General features: G+C 57.6%; 11 protein-coding genes. 9 read left to right on the top strand and 2 right to left on the bottom strand.

Annotated elements, in window-relative coordinates:
- Positions 1 to 127 precede the first annotated feature (127 nt).
- Positions 128 to 721 (bottom strand): NAAT family transporter YhgN, encoded by a 594-nt coding sequence (gene yhgN, locus IMQ56_RS05900; RefSeq protein WP_003861574.1) that lies wholly within the window; start codon positions 719 to 721, stop codon positions 128 to 130.
- Positions 722 to 899: 178 nt separating this feature from the next.
- Between yhgN and asd the strand changes: the two genes are divergently transcribed.
- The 6 genes from asd (at position 900) to glgP (ending at position 11,611) form a co-directional block, all read left to right on the top strand.
- On the top strand, positions 900 to 2,003 hold the full coding sequence (gene asd / locus IMQ56_RS05895) for an aspartate-semialdehyde dehydrogenase (protein WP_023304557.1): 1,104 nt from the start codon (positions 900 to 902) through the stop codon (positions 2,001 to 2,003).
- Between the two features lie 239 nt (positions 2,004 to 2,242).
- Entirely contained in the window at positions 2,243 to 4,429 is a 2,187-nt protein-coding gene (glgB, locus tag IMQ56_RS05890) for a 1,4-alpha-glucan branching enzyme (RefSeq protein ID WP_196063589.1), read from the top strand.
- Positions 4,426 to 6,399, top strand: a complete 1,974-nt coding sequence (gene glgX, locus IMQ56_RS05885; RefSeq protein WP_017384138.1) for a glycogen debranching protein GlgX — start codon at positions 4,426 to 4,428, stop codon at positions 6,397 to 6,399. The genes glgB and glgX overlap by 4 nt, the downstream gene beginning before the upstream one ends.
- A gap of 17 nt (positions 6,400 to 6,416) precedes the next feature.
- Positions 6,417 to 7,712, top strand: coding sequence for a glucose-1-phosphate adenylyltransferase (glgC, locus tag IMQ56_RS05880; protein ID WP_023295538.1), 1,296 nt, complete (start codon positions 6,417 to 6,419; stop codon positions 7,710 to 7,712).
- On the top strand, positions 7,712 to 9,145 hold the full coding sequence (gene glgA, locus IMQ56_RS05875) for a glycogen synthase GlgA (protein ID WP_017384140.1): 1,434 nt from the start codon (positions 7,712 to 7,714) through the stop codon (positions 9,143 to 9,145). Before glgC ends, glgA begins: the two co-directional genes overlap by 1 nt.
- An 18-nt stretch (positions 9,146 to 9,163) precedes the next feature.
- On the top strand, positions 9,164 to 11,611 hold the full coding sequence (gene glgP / locus IMQ56_RS05870; RefSeq protein WP_015571454.1) for a glycogen phosphorylase: 2,448 nt from the start codon (positions 9,164 to 9,166) through the stop codon (positions 11,609 to 11,611).
- 87 nt (positions 11,612 to 11,698) lie between these two features.
- On the opposite strand, the gene glpD is transcribed toward glgP, so the two are convergent.
- Positions 11,699 to 13,207, bottom strand: coding sequence for a glycerol-3-phosphate dehydrogenase (gene glpD / locus IMQ56_RS05865; protein ID WP_015571453.1), 1,509 nt, complete (start codon positions 13,205 to 13,207; stop codon positions 11,699 to 11,701).
- Positions 13,208 to 13,492: 285 nt separating this feature from the next.
- Here glpD and glpE point away from each other — a divergent pair, with 285 nt between their 5' ends.
- From glpE to IMQ56_RS05850, 3 genes are read left to right on the top strand one after another with little or no spacing between them, the layout of a single operon-like run.
- Positions 13,493 to 13,825: a thiosulfate sulfurtransferase GlpE gene (gene glpE, locus IMQ56_RS05860; protein WP_015571452.1), complete on the top strand. Its 333-nt coding sequence runs from the start codon at positions 13,493 to 13,495 to the stop codon at positions 13,823 to 13,825.
- 47 nt (positions 13,826 to 13,872) lie between these two features.
- A complete protein-coding gene (gene glpG / locus IMQ56_RS05855) occupies positions 13,873 to 14,703 on the top strand; it encodes a rhomboid family intramembrane serine protease GlpG (protein ID WP_015571451.1) in 831 nt (276 codons plus the stop codon).
- A 16-nt stretch (positions 14,704 to 14,719) separates the two neighbouring features.
- A complete protein-coding gene (locus tag IMQ56_RS05850) occupies positions 14,720 to 15,478 on the top strand; it encodes a DeoR/GlpR family transcriptional regulator (protein WP_032655365.1) in 759 nt (252 codons plus the stop codon).
- The last annotated feature ends 18 nt before the right edge of the window (positions 15,479 to 15,496 follow it).

Here is a 15,496-nt window from a genome sequence, read left to right as displayed (position 1 = left end):
GGAAGGCGGCTCGCAAAACGAAATATTATTTTAGGGTGCGGCCTGATGCCCTCACCCCGGCCCTCTCCCACGGGGAGAGGGGGCAAACACTAAAAACGGCAATCTAAGATTACCGTTTTGCTTTTACCTACCCTTTCATCCATGCCCGGATCCCGTCCAGGAACATCTGCGTTGCCATCATCACCAGAATCAGCCCCATCAGGCGCTCCAGGGCGTTTACCCCTTTCTCACCCAGCAGGCGCAGGAACAGCGACGACTGCAACAGGATAATAAACGTCCCGCCCCAGGCGATCAGCAGGGCAATCACCAGATGGCTCATCTGATTCGGATACTGATGCGACAGCAGCATCAGCGTCGCCAGAATCGTTGGCCCGGCGACCAGCGGAATTGCCAGCGGCACGATAAACGGCTCTTCACCCGCAGGCAGGCCGCTGCTGCTGCCCTCCGCGCTCGGGAAAATCATCTTAATAGCAATCAGGAACAAAATGATCCCGCCGGAAATGGAGACCGTTTCGGCGCGTAAGTTCAGGAAAGCGAGGATTTTTTCCCCGGCGAACAGGAAGATAAACATCACCAGCAGGGCGATGAGCAGCTCGCGGATCATGATCGCCCGGCGGCGCTTCGGCTCGGTATGCTTCAGCACCGACATGAAGATCGGCAGATTACCGAGCGGATCCATAATCAGGATCAATAAAACCGCTGCGGAAATGATTTCACTCATCTTAAATTATCCCTGATACTTATTGTGGTCATTGCGATGATTAGCACTTTTTCTGATTGCCGGGCAATCATCGATTAATTTCGCTTGCGACTTTGGCAGCATTTTGTAATGTGAAGCATATCCCAGTTCAATACTGGCTTGCACAATCAGCACACACCCCTTGCAGGAAAAAAATGCTATGAAAAACGTTGGTTTTATCGGCTGGCGCGGTATGGTCGGCTCTGTTCTCATGCAACGCATGGTTGAAGAGCGCGATTTCGACGCCATCCGCCCGGTCTTCTTCTCCACTTCCCAGCTCGGCCAGGCTGCACCGTCCTTTGGGGGTACCACAGGCACGTTGCAGGATGCTTACGACCTGGAAGCGCTGAAGGCACTCGACATTATTGTGACCTGCCAGGGCGGCGATTATACCAACGAAATCTATCCGAAGCTGCGTGAAAGCGGCTGGCAGGGCTACTGGATTGATGCGGCCTCTTCGCTTCGCATGAAAGACGATGCCATCATTATTCTTGACCCGGTTAACCAGAGCGTCATCACCGACGGCCTGAACAACGGCGTGAAAACCTTTGTTGGCGGTAACTGCACCGTCAGCCTGATGCTGATGTCCCTCGGCGGCCTGTTCGCACAGGATCTGGTGGAGTGGGTCTCCGTGGCGACCTACCAGGCGGCCTCCGGCGGCGGCGCGCGTCATATGCGTGAGCTGCTGACCCAGATGGGCCAGCTGCACCAGAGCGTCGCTGCCGAGCTGGCAGACCCGGCGTCCGCCATCCTCGACATCGAGCGTAAAGTCACTCAGCTCACCCGCAGCGGCGAGCTGCCGGTGGATAACTTTGGCGTACCGCTGGCCGGTGGCCTGATCCCGTGGATCGACAAACAGCTGGATAACGGCCAGACCCGCGAAGAGTGGAAGGGCCAGGCTGAGACCAACAAAATCCTCGGCACCGCGAACACCATTCCGGTTGACGGTCTGTGCGTGCGTATCGGCGCGCTGCGCTGCCACAGCCAGGCCTTTACCATTAAACTGAAAAAAGATGTGTCTATTCCGACCGTGGAAGAGCTGCTGGCCGCACACAACCCGTGGGCGAAAGTGGTGCCAAACGATCGCGATATCACCATGCGCGAACTGACCCCGGCAGCCGTTACCGGCACGCTGACCACCCCGGTTGGTCGTCTGCGCAAGCTGAACATGGGGCCGGAGTACCTCTCCGCGTTCACCGTTGGCGATCAGCTGCTGTGGGGTGCAGCCGAGCCGCTGCGCCGTATGCTGCGCCAGCTGGCGTAATAATTTGTTAAACACGGGGGGTGATTGTCACCCCCTTTTTTTGCGTACTACATGGAGTAAAACGCAGATGTCTTATTTTTTATCAGGAGGACCCACGACGTTGGCTATGCTTTAAGGAAGATTTATTTCTCACCTGAGGGTAGGGCGGAGCAGAGAGGATTAACTGCACCGTTTAGGTCACATTAAAAGTCGTCCCGGAGCGCGTAAAAAGGGCGACATAAAAAAACAGGATGAACACCATGTCCGATCGTATTTCGAGAGACGTGATTAATGCGCTTATTGCGGGTCACTTTGCCGACCCCTTTTCTGTGCTAGGGATGCACCGTACAGAGGCCGGACTGGAAGTTCGGGCGCTGTTACCGGATGCAACAGAAGTGTGGGTTATCGAACCCAAAACCGGCCGCAAGGTAGGTAATCTGAAATGCCTCGACTCGCGTGGCTTCTTCTCGGGCGTCATGCCCCGCCGTAAAAATCCTTTTCGTTATCAGCTTGCCGTTATCTGGCACGGTCAGCAAAACCTGATTGACGATCCCTATAGCTTCGGCCCGCTCTTAAAAGAGATGGACGCCTGGCTGCTGTCCGAAGGGACCCATTTACGCCCCTACGAAACGCTGGGTGCCCATGCAGATACCATGGACGGTATCACCGGCACGCGTTTTGCCGTATGGGCGCCAAACGCCCAGCGCGTCTCCGTCGTCGGGCAGTTCAACTACTGGGACGGTCGTCGTCACCCCATGCGTCTGCGCCGGGAAACCGGCATCTGGGAGCTGTTTATCCCCGGCGCGCACAACGGTCAGCTCTACAAATTCGAGATGATCGATGCCAACGGCAAGCTGCGCATTAAATCTGACCCGTACGCCTTTGAGGCAGAGCTACGCCCGAATACCGCCTCGCTGATTTGCGGCCTGCCGGAGAAGGTTGTCCAGAGTGAGGAGCGCAAGCAGGCCAACCGCTTTGATGCGCCAATCTCCGTCTATGAAGTGCATCTCGGCTCGTGGCGTCGCCACACCGATAACAACTTCTGGCTGAGCTATCGCGAGCTGGCGGACCAGCTGGTGCCGTACGCCAAATGGATGGGCTTTACCCATCTGGAGCTGCTGCCGATCAACGAACACCCATTTGACGGCAGCTGGGGCTATCAGCCAACCGGGCTGTATGCGCCCACGCGCCGCTTCGGCACGCGCGATGACTTCCGCTATTTCATCGATGCCGCGCACGCCGCCGGGCTGAACGTGATCCTCGACTGGGTGCCGGGCCACTTCCCGTCGGATGATTTTGCGCTGGCAGAGTTCGACGGCACAAAGCTGTACGAGCACAGCGACCCGCGCGAAGGCTATCACCAGGACTGGAACACGCTGATCTACAACTACGGTCGCCGTGAAGTATCGAACTACCTGGTCGGGAACGCGCTGTACTGGATCGAGCGCTTCGGCATTGATGCCCTGCGCGTGGATGCGGTGGCGTCGATGATCTACCGCGACTACAGCCGCAAAGAGGGGGAGTGGATCCCGAACGAGTATGGTGGCCGTGAAAACCTCGAAGCGATTGAGTTTCTGCGCAACACCAACCGCATTATCGGCGAGCAGGTGGAAGGCGCCGTGACCATGGCGGAAGAGTCCACCGACTTCCCGGGCGTTTCCCGTCCACCGGCAATGGGTGGTCTGGGCTTCTGGTACAAATGGAACCTCGGCTGGATGCACGACACGCTCGACTACATGAAGCTCGACCCGGTTTATCGTCAGTATCACCACGATAAGCTCACCTTCGGGTTGCTCTATAACTACACCGAAAACTTCATGCTGCCGCTGTCGCACGATGAAGTGGTGCACGGCAAGAAATCCATTCTCGACCGCATGCCGGGGGACGCGTGGCAGAAGTTTGCCAACCTGCGCGCTTACTACGGCTGGCTGTTTGCTTTCCCGGGTAAAAAGCTGCTGTTTATGGGCAACGAGTTCGCTCAGGGCCGCGAATGGAACCACGATAGCAGCCTTGACTGGCATCTGCTGGAAGGTGCGGACAACTGGCACCACGGCGTACAGCGTCTGGTCCGTGACCTGAACCTGACCTATCGCCACCACAAAGCGCTGCACGAGCTGGACTTCGATCCGTACGGCTTTGAGTGGCTGGTGGTGGACGACCACGAGCGCTCGGTGTTTGTCTTTGTGCGCCGCGACAAGGCGGGTAACGAGATCATTGTCGCCAGCAACTTCACGCCGGTGCCGCGCGAACACTACCGCTTCGGCATTAACCAGCCGGGCAAATGGCGCGAAATTCTCAATACCGACTCCATGCACTACCACGGCAGCAACGCGGGTAACGGTGGCCTGGTGCAGAGCGATGCCATTGAAAGCCACGGCCGTCCGAACTCCCTGAGCCTGACGCTGCCGCCGCTTGGCACAATCTGGCTGGTGCGGGAGGGTGAATGACGCAGCTTACGGCAGGTAAACCCGAACCGCTCGGGGCGAGTTTTGACGGAAAGGGGGTGAACTTCACGCTCTTTTCCGCCCATGCGGAGCGGGTGGAACTCTGTGTGTTTGACGGGGAAGGTAACGAGCACCGTTACGATTTACCGGCGCGCACAGGGGATACCTGGCATGGCTACCTGGCCGGAGGACGGCCGGGGATGCACTACGGTTTTCGCGTACACGGCCCCTGGGAGCCCTCTCAGGGGCACTGGTTTAACCCGGCGAAGCTGCTGATTGACCCGTGCGCGCACCGCGTGGACGGTGAGTTTAAAGATGACTCGCTGTTCCACGTTGGCTACGGCGAACCTGACCACCGCGACAGCGCGCCCGTCGCGCCCAAAAGCGTGGTGGTGCACGATCTCTACGACTGGGAAGACGATGCCCCGCCGCGCACGCCGTGGGGCAACACCGTTATTTATGAAGCCCACGTTAAAGGGCTGACATATCTGCACCCGTCAATCCCTAAAGAGATGCGCGGCACCTACAAAGCGCTTGGGCATCCGACGATGGTCGCGTACCTGAAGCACTTAGGGATCACCGCGCTGGAGCTGTTGCCCGTGGCGCATTTCGCCAGCGAGCCGCGGCTACAGCGTCTTGGGTTAAGCAACTACTGGGGCTACAACCCGCTGGCGATGTTCGCCCTCGACCCGCGCTACGCGGTGCAGCCGGAGAAGGCACGGGATGAGTTTCGCGATGCGGTGAAGGCGCTTCACGCGGCGGGTATCGAGGTCATTCTGGACGTGGTGCTGAACCACAGTGCGGAAAGCGATCTTGACGGCCCGACGCTCTCACAGCGCGGAATCGATAACCGTAGCTATTATTGGATCAGGGACGACGGCGATTACGAGAACTGGACCGGGTGCGGTAACACCCTCAACCTCAGTCATCCGGCCGTTACGCATTACGCGTACGAGTGCCTGAAATACTGGGTTGAGACGTTCCACGTGGACGGTTTTCGCTTCGACCTGGCGCCGGTGATGGGGCGCACCCCGGCGTTCAGCCAGCAGGCGCCGCTGTTTGAGGCCATCAAAAACTGCCCGGTGCTCTCAAAGGTTAAGCTGATCGCGGAGCCCTGGGACATCGGAGAGGGCGGTTATCAGGTGGGGAATTTCCCGCCGCTGTTTGCCGAGTGGAACGACCACTTCCGCGATGCCATCCGCCGCTTCTGGCTGACGCGCGATCTGTCGCTGGGGGAGTTTGCCGGTCGCTTTGCCGGCTCCAGCGATCTCTTCAAGCGTGACGGCAAACGTCCGTCGGCCACCATTAACCTGCTGACGGCACACGACGGTTTTACGCTGCGCGACTGCGTTTGTTTCAATCAGAAACACAATGAGGCAAACGGCGAGGAGAATCGCGATGGGACTAACAATAACCATAGCTTCAACCATGGTATAGAAGGGTTAGGCGGAAGTCTGGATGTGATCGAGCGGCGACGCGCCAGCGTTCATGCGCTGCTGACGACGCTTTTGTTGTCGCAGGGCACGCCGATGCTGCTGGCGGGCGATGAGCACGGCCACAGCCAGCACGGCAACAACAACGCCTATTGCCAGGACAACACCCTGACCTGGCTCGACTGGGGAGAGGCGAACAGCGGGCTGACCCATTTCACCGCGGCGCTGATCCATCTTCGCCAGCGCATCCCCGCGCTCACCGCCGACCGCTGGTGGGAAGAGGGCGACGGAAACGTTCGCTGGCTGAATAAAGACGCGCAACCGTTAAGCGCGCAAGAGTGGCAACACGGCATACCCTGTCTGCAAATCCTGCTTTCGGATGCGTGGCTGGTGACGCTGAACGCGACGGATGACGTCGCAGAGATTGTTTTACCTGACGGGGAATGGCGAGCCATTCCTCCCTTTGCCGGAGCGGATAATCCGGTTGTTATGGCTGTCTGGCACGGGCCTGCGCACGGAGTGTGCGTATTCCAAAGATGATAAAAAAGGAGTTAGTCATGGTTAGATTAGAGAAGAACGATCCGTTAATGTTGGCGCGCCAGCTACCATTAAAAACAGTTGCCCTGATACTCGCGGGCGGGCGTGGTACCCGTCTGAAAGATTTGACCATCAAGCGCGCCAAACCGGCCGTTCACTTTGGTGGTAAGTTCCGTATTATCGATTTTGCACTTTCCAACTGCCTGAACTCAGGCATTCGCCGTATTGGCGTCATTACCCAGTATCAGTCGCACACGCTGGTGCAGCACATTCAGCGCGGCTGGTCATTCTTCAGCGAAGAGATGAACGAATTTGTCGATCTGCTCCCGGCGCAGCAGCGCGTTCATGGGGAGAACTGGTACCGCGGCACGGCGGATGCCGTGACCCAGAACCTCGACATCATTCGTCGCTACAACGCGGAATACATCGTTATCCTCGCCGGGGACCACATCTACAAGCAAGATTACTCCCACATGCTAATCGACCACGTCGAAAAAGGGGCGCGCTGCACCGTGGCGTGTCTGCCGGTGCCTGTTGCGGAAGCAACCGCGTTTGGCGTGATGCATGTAGATGGCGACGACAAGATTATCGACTTTGTCGAAAAACCGGCGAACCCGCCAACCATGCCGGGCGACGACACCAAATCGCTCGCCAGCATGGGGATCTATGTCTTTGATGCCGATTACCTTTATGAACTGCTGGAAGAGGACGACAAAGACGAAAACTCCAGCCACGACTTCGGTAAAGACATCATCCCGAAAATCACCAAAGCTGGCATGGCGTATGCGCATCCCTTCCCGCTGTCCTGCGTGCAGTCCGATCCGAATGCGGAGCCTTACTGGCGCGATGTGGGAACGCTGGAAGCGTACTGGAAAGCCAACCTCGATCTGGCGTCCGTCACGCCTGAGCTGGATATGTACGACCAGAACTGGCCGATTCGCACGCATATGGAATCGTTGCCGCCGGCGAAGTTCGTTCAGGATCGCTCCGGCAGCCACGGCATGACGCTCAACTCGCTGGTCTCTGGCGGTTGCATTATCTCCGGTTCGGTGGTGGTGCAGTCCGTGCTGTTCCCGCGCGTGCGTATAAACTCATTCTGTAATATCGATTCGGCAGTTCTGCTGCCGGATGTCTGGGTAGGACGCTCATGTCGTCTGCGTCGCTGCGTTATCGATCGTGCCTGCATCATTCCCGAAGGGATGGTGATTGGGGAAAACGCGGAAGAAGATGCGCGTCGTTTCTACCGTTCGGAAGAGGGGATCGTGTTAGTAACACGGGAAATGTTGCGGAAGCTGCAAATCAAACAGGAGCGATGATGCAGGTTTTACACGTATGTTCTGAGATGTTCCCGTTGTTAAAAACGGGCGGCCTGGCGGATGTTCTTGGTGCATTACCAGCGGCGCAAATCGCCGGAGGGGTGGATACCCGCGTGTTGTTGCCCGCTTTTCCGGATATCCGGCGCGGTATTCCCGATGCAAAGGTTGTTACCCGTCGCGAGACCTTCGCGGGACGTATCACCCTGCTGTTTGGACATTACAATGGCGTAGGGATTTACCTGATTGATGCCCCGCATTTATACGATCGACCCGGCAGCCCGTATCACGATACCAACCTGTACGCCTATACCGATAACGTGATGCGCTTTGCCCTGCTCGGCTGGGTGGGGGCGGAAATGGCCGTCGGACTGGATCCGTTCTGGCGTCCGAACGTGGTGCACGCGCATGACTGGCATGCGGGGCTGGCTCCTGCGTATCTGGCGGCGAAGGGGCACCCGGCCAAATCGGTGTTTACGGTGCACAACCTGGCGTATCAGGGCATGTATTACGCGCATCATATGAATGACATCGATCTGCCATGGTCGTTCTTTAACATGCACGGACTGGAGTTTAACGGACAGATTTCGTTCCTGAAGGCGGGTCTGTACTACGCCGACCACATCACGGCGGTCAGCCCAACCTACGCGCGGGAAATTACCCAGCCGGAGTTCGGTTACGGTATGGAAGGGCTGCTGCAACAGCGCCACCGTGAAGGTCGCCTGTCGGGCATTCTGAACGGCGTGGATGAACAGATCTGGAATCCGGAAACGGACCTCCTGCTGGCGGCGCGCTATGGTCGCGACTCCGTGGAGGACAAAGCGGAGAACAAGCGCCAGCTACAGATTGCGATGGGGCTGAAGGTCAACGACAAGGTGCCGCTGTTTGCGGTGGTCAGCCGCCTGACCAGCCAGAAAGGGCTGGATCTGGTGCTGGAAGCGCTGCCGGGATTACTGGAGCAGGGCGGCCAGCTGGCGCTGCTCGGCGCGGGCGACCCGGTATTGCAGGAAGGTTTCCTTGCGGCCGCGGCGGAACATCCGGGGCAGGTGGGCGTGCAGATTGGCTATCACGAAGCGTTCTCGCACCGCATCATGGGCGGCGCGGACGTGATTCTGGTGCCGAGCCGCTTCGAGCCCTGCGGCCTGACGCAGCTCTATGGTCTGAAATACGGCACGTTGCCGCTGGTACGCCGCACGGGCGGGCTGGCGGATACGGTGTCTGATAGCTCCCTCGAAAACCTGGCGGACGGTATCGCCAGCGGGTTTGTTTTCGAGGACAGTAATGCCTGGTCGCTGCTTCGGGCGATCCGGCGTGCTTTCGTCTTGTGGTCCCGTCCATCCCTGTGGCGTTACGTACAACGTCAGGCGATGTCCATGGACTTTGGCTGGCACGTTGCGGCGCAGTCCTACCGCGACCTTTATCAACGCTTGATGTAACGAGGCGAAGTTACTGATATGAATGCTCCATTTAGCTACTCTTCCCCCACGCTCAGCGTTGAGGCGTTGAAACACTCCATCGCCTATAAGCTGATGTTTACCATTGGGAAAGATCCCGTTATTGCCAACAAACATGAGTGGCTGAACGCCACGCTGTTTGCAGTGCGTGACCGTATGGTCGAACGCTGGCTGCGCTCCAACCGCGCCCAGCTTTCGCAGGAGACGCGACAGGTGTATTACCTGTCGATGGAGTTTCTGATTGGTCGCACCCTCTCCAATGCGCTGTTATCGCTCGGGATTTATGACGACGTCAAAAACGCACTGGAAGAGATGGGGCTGGATTTAGAAGAGCTGATTGACGAAGAGAACGACCCGGGGCTGGGTAACGGTGGTCTCGGGCGTCTTGCCGCCTGTTTCCTCGATTCACTGGCGACGCTGGCGCTGCCGGGGCGCGGCTACGGTATTCGCTACGACTACGGTATGTTCAAGCAGAACATCGTGGATGGTCGTCAGAAAGAGTCTCCAGACTACTGGCTGGAGTACGGTAACCCGTGGGAGTTCAAGCGCCACAACACGCGCTACAAGGTGCGTTTTGGCGGGCGTATTCAGCAGGAAGGGAAAAAATCCCGCTGGGTGGAAACCGAGGAGATCCTCGCCGTGGCCTATGACCAGATCATCCCCGGCTACGACACCGATGCGACCAATACGCTGCGCCTGTGGAACGCGCAGGCCAGTAGCGAGATCAACCTGGGTAAATTCAACCAGGGTGACTACTTCGCGGCGGTGGAAGATAAAAACCACTCCGAGAATGTGTCACGCGTCCTGTATCCGGATGACTCGACCTACTCAGGCCGCGAGCTGCGCCTGCGTCAGGAGTATTTCCTCGTCTCGGCAACGATTCAGGATATCCTTAGCCGTCACTATCAGCTGCACAAAACCTATGCGAATCTGGCGGAAAAAACCGCCATTCACCTCAACGATACCCATCCGGTGCTGTCGATCCCTGAGCTGATGCGCCTGCTGATTGACGAGCATAAGTTCAGCTGGGATGACGCGTTTGAAGTAACCTGCCAGGTGTTCTCGTACACCAACCATACGCTGATGAGTGAAGCGCTGGAGACGTGGCCGGTGGATATGCTCGGCAAAATTCTGCCACGCCATCTGCAAATCATCTTCGAGATCAACGACTATTTCCTCAAGACCTTGCAGGAGCAGTACCCGAACGATACCGGTCTGCTGAGCCGCGCCTCGATCATTGATGAATCCAACGGGCGTCGCGTACGCATGGCCTGGCTGGCGGTGGTGATCAGCCACAAGGTGAACGGCGTGTCAGAGCTGCACTCGAACCTGATGGTGCAGTCCCTGTTTGCGGACTTTGCGAAGATCTTCCCGACGCGTTTCTGCAACGTGACCAACGGCGTCACCCCGCGCCGCTGGCTGGCGCTGGCGAACCAGCCGCTCTCCGACGTTCTGGATGAGAACATTGGCCGCACCTGGCGCACCGATTTGAGCCAGCTGAGCGAGCTGGAGCAGCACATTGATTTCCCGACGGTGAATAAAGCGGTACGGGAAGCCAAGCTGCTGAACAAGAAGCGTCTGGCGGTCTGGCTGGCGATGCATCTGAACGTGGTGGCGAACCCGAAAGCGCTGTTCGACGTGCAGATCAAACGTATCCACGAGTACAAGCGTCAGCTGATGAATGTCCTGCACGTTATTACCCACTACAACCGCATTAAGGCTGACCCGACGGCGGAGTGGGTGCCGCGCGTGAAAATCTTTGCCGGTAAGGCGGCGTCCGCGTACTACATGGCGAAGCACATCATTCATCTCATCAACGATGTGGCGAAGGTGGTGAATCACGATCCGGACATTGGCGATAAGCTGAAGGTCGTGTTTATCCCGAACTACAGCGTAAGCCTGGCGCAGCTGATTATTCCGGCGGCGGATCTCTCTGAGCAGATTTCCACGGCGGGGACGGAAGCATCCGGCACCAGTAATATGAAGTTTGCCCTGAACGGCGCGCTGACTATCGGCACGCTGGACGGCGCAAATGTCGAAATGCTGGAGCATGTGGGCGCGGAGAATATCTTTATTTTCGGGAATACGGCGGAAGAGGTGGAGGCGCTGCGCAAGCAGGGCTACTCGCCGCGTGAGTATTATGAAGAGGATGACGAGTTACGCCAGGTGCTGACGCAAATCGCCACCGGCGTGTTTAACCCTGAGGAGCCCGGACGCTATCGCGATCTGGTGGACTCGCTGATTAACTTTGGCGATCACTATCAGGTGCTGGCGGATTACCGCAGCTACGTGGATTGTCAGGATAAGGTGGACGAACTGTACCGTCAGCAGGAGAAGTGGACCAGCGCCGCGATGCATAACATCGCCAACATGGGATACTTCTCGTCGGACAGGACTATCAAAGAGTATGCCGAGAATATCTGGCATATTGATCCGGTGCGGTTGTAAAAACAAAGCCCGGTGGCGCTGCGCTTACCGGGCCTACGGGATCGAGTAGGCCGGGTAAGGCGGAGCCGCCACCCGGCTTTTTTTCAATTACGACGCCAACGACAATTCACGCTTTCCCGCATGCTGCTGCAACCATTGTGCCACGCGAGACTGCTGCTCGGCATTCAGCCACATCCCTTCTTTAGTACGACGCCAGATAGCATCGTCCAGACGGCGCACCCACTCGTGTTCCACCAGGTAGCGCAGTTCCGCTTCGTACAGCTCATGGCCAAAATGCTCGCCCAGATCGGCAATCTCTTTCGCCTCGCCGAGGAACAGTTCGGTGTTGCTGCCGTAGGTGCGGGCATAGTGGCGCGCCATTCCTTCGGTAATGAACGGGAAGCGGCGACGCAGCTTCGCGGCGTAATCGTCGCGGTTATCGCCGATATCGCCGCCAGGCAGCACGGCGCCTTTCGTCCACGCCGGGCCGATGCCTTTGTAATACGGCGCCAGTTTCTCCAGCGCGTGCTCCGCCAGTTTACGGTAGGTGGTGAGCTTACCGCCAAATACCGACAGCAGGGGCGCCTGACCGTCCACGTCATGAATATCAAGCGTATAGTCACGGGTGATGGCCTGCGGTGAGTCAGACTCGTCATCACACAGCGGACGCACGCCGGAGTAGGTCCAGACCACGTCATCGCGCGCCAGCTGTTTCTTAAAGTGCGCGTTGTACACTTTCAACAGGTAGCTGACTTCACTCTCGTCGATCTCAACGTTTTTCGGATCGCCCTTGTACTCCACGTCGGTGGTGCCGATGATGGAGAACTCGTCCATCCACGGGATCACAAACACAATGCGCTTGTCTTCATTTTGCAGGATATAAGCCTGTTTCTGGGTATGCACGCGCGGCACCACAATGTGGCTGCCCTTGATCAGGCGGATGCCGTACGGAGAAGGCAGGTGCATACCGTCATCGAAGAACTGTTTTACCCACGGGCCGGTGGCGTTCACCAGGCCGCGCGCTTTCCAGCTAAACTTCTCACCGGTATCCACGTCTTCCGCTTCCACAATCCACAGGCCGTTTTCGCGGCGTGCGGCGGTCGCGCGGGTACGGGTTTTCACCTCGCCGCCTTTCTTCTCGACCATCTGCGCGTTAGCCAGCACCAGACGCGCATCGTCCACCCAGCAGTCGGAATATTCGAAACCGCGCACGATTTCAGGTTTAAGAACCGACTCTGAGCCAAAACGCAAACCTGTCGAACCCGGCAGGCTGGTGCGTTTACCCAGATGATCGTACATAAACAGACCAATGCGGATCATCCACGCCGGACGCAGATGCGGGCGATGAGGCAGACGGAAACGCATCGGGATCGCCAGATGCGGAGCCATTTTCAGCAGTACTTCGCGTTCAGCCAGCGCTTCGCTGACCAGGCGGAATTCGTAGTGTTCCAGGTAGCGCAGGCCACCGTGGATCAGCTTGGAGCTGGCGGACGACGTCGCGCAGGCGAGATCGTTAGCTTCCAGCATCAGCACGGATAAACCGCGTCCTGCGGCATCAACCGCAATACCGGCACCGTTGATGCCACCGCCTATCACAATCAGATCTTTGGTTTCCATAACACCCTCATGCACTTTCGTTAAAGCTCAAAAATGTTCGATATCGCTCATAATAGCAAAGGAACGCGCTTTTGGTAACATCAAAAAAACAATTTAGAGTGATATGGATAACATAATGGCGTTTACCCGCCGCCAGGACGTACACTACGGGGTAAAATAGTGCGGTCTGATGCCCTCACCCCAGCCCTCTCCCACGGGGAGAGGGTGATCCGTTTCCCTCTCCCTCCGGGAGAGGGTAGGGTGAGGGGAAAACCGCACCACACCTGAATATAAGATGAGAAAACCATGGATCAGTTTGAATGTATTAACGTAGAAGAAGCCCATCAGAAGATGCACCAGGGACAAGCGGTGCTGGTGGATATCCGCGATCCGCAGAGCTTTGCGATGGGCCACACGCCGGGCGCGTTCCATCTCACCAACGACACGCTGGGCGCGTTTATGCGCGATAACGACTTCGATACCCCGGTGATGGTGATGTGCTATCACGGCAACAGCAGTAAAGGCGCGGCGCAGTATCTGCTCCAGCAGGGTTACGACGCGGTGTACAGCGTCGATGGCGGCTTCGATGCCTGGCATCGTCATTTCCCGGCAGAAGTTGAATACGCGTTTGAGCGCTGATCCCGCTATACTGTCCCCTTTTGTGTGGAAATAAGCGACCGCTGCCCATGTTGATGATCACCTCTTTTAGCAACCCGCGCGTCGCCCAGGCGTTTGTCGACTATATGGCGACGCAGGGCATTATCCTGACTATTCAGCAGCATACACAGACGGATGTCTGGCTGGCAGACGAAAGCCAGGCCGGCCGCGTGAACGACGAGCTTGCGCGTTTTCTGGAAAACCCGGGCGACCCGCGTTATCTGGCGGCAAGCTGGCAATCCGGCCAGACCGGCAGTGGCCTGCACTATCAACGTTTTCCGTTTCTCGCCACCCTGCGCGAGCGCGCAGGACCGTTTACGCTGCTTTTGATGGCAGCCTGCATCATCGTCTTCATTATTATGAGCGTGGTGGGCGACCAGAGCGTGATGATTGCCCTCGCATGGCCGTACGATCCCTCCCTGCAATTTGACGTCTGGCGCTACTTCACGCATGCGCTGATGCACTTCTCGGTGATGCATATCCTCTTTAACCTGCTGTGGTGGTGGTATCTCGGCGGGGCGGTGGAGAAGCGGCTCGGCAGCGGCAAGCTGATTGTGATCACCCTTATCAGCGCCCTGTTAAGCGGCTACGTGCAGCACAAATTCAGCGGTCCATGGTTTGGCGGGTTATCCGGCGTGGTGTACGCCCTGATGGGTTACGCCTGGCTCAGAGGCGAGCGCGACCCGGATAGTGGCATCTATTTACAACGTGGATTAATAACCTTTGCGTTAATATGGCTTATTGCCGGATGGTTTGATCTGTTTGGTATGTCTATCGCCAATGGTGCGCACGTTACCGGCCTGGCGGTCGGGCTGGCGATGGCGCTGGCCGATACGCTCCATGCGCGAAAACGAACATAATTCCCAGGGACATTTGATGAAACAAACACAACGTCATGACGCCATTATCGAACTGGTAAAAAAACAGGGATACGTCAGTACTGAAGAGCTGGTGGAGCAGTTTGCCGTCAGCCCGCAAACCATCCGTCGTGACCTCAACGACCTGGCCGATCAGAACCGTATTTTGCGTCACCACGGCGGCGCCGCACTGCCGTCCAGCTCGGTGAACACCTCATGGCATGACCGTAAGGCGACGCAAACGGCAGAGAAAGAGCGTATCGCCCGTAAAGTGGCGAGCCAGATCCCGAACGGCGCGACGCTGTTTATTGATATCGGCACCACCCCGGAAGCGGTCGCCCATGCGCTGCTGAACCACGAGAACCTGCGCGTGGTGACCAACAACCTGAACGTGGCCAACACGTTGATGCAGAAAGACGATTTCCGCATCATCCTCGCGGGCGGCGAACTGCGCAGCCGCGACGGGGGCATTATCGGCGAAGCGACGCTCGATTTTATCTCTCAGTTCCGCCTCGACTTCGGCATTCTGGGGATCAGCGGCATCGACACCGACGGCTCGCTGCTGGAGTTTGATTACCACGAGGTGCGCACCAAGCGCGCGATCATTGAGAACTCACGCCATGTAATGCTGGTGGTGGATCACTCCAAGTTTGGTCGTAATGCGATGGTGAACATGGGCAGCATCAGCATGGTGAATGCGGTCTACACCGACGTGATGCCGCCGGCGGGCGTCATGCAGGTGATTAAAGATAATAATGTGCAGTTAGAGTTGTGTTGAAAAGCCGTTCTCCCTCTC

The sequence above is a fragment of the Enterobacter sp. Res13-Sevr-PEC09-46 genome (assembly GCF_015672585.1).
In the GTDB taxonomy this organism is placed as follows: Bacteria; Pseudomonadota; Gammaproteobacteria; order Enterobacterales; family Enterobacteriaceae; genus Enterobacter; species Enterobacter hormaechei_C.
Note: the sequence above shows the minus strand (reverse complement) of the source record. Positions and strands in the feature narration are given on the sequence as shown.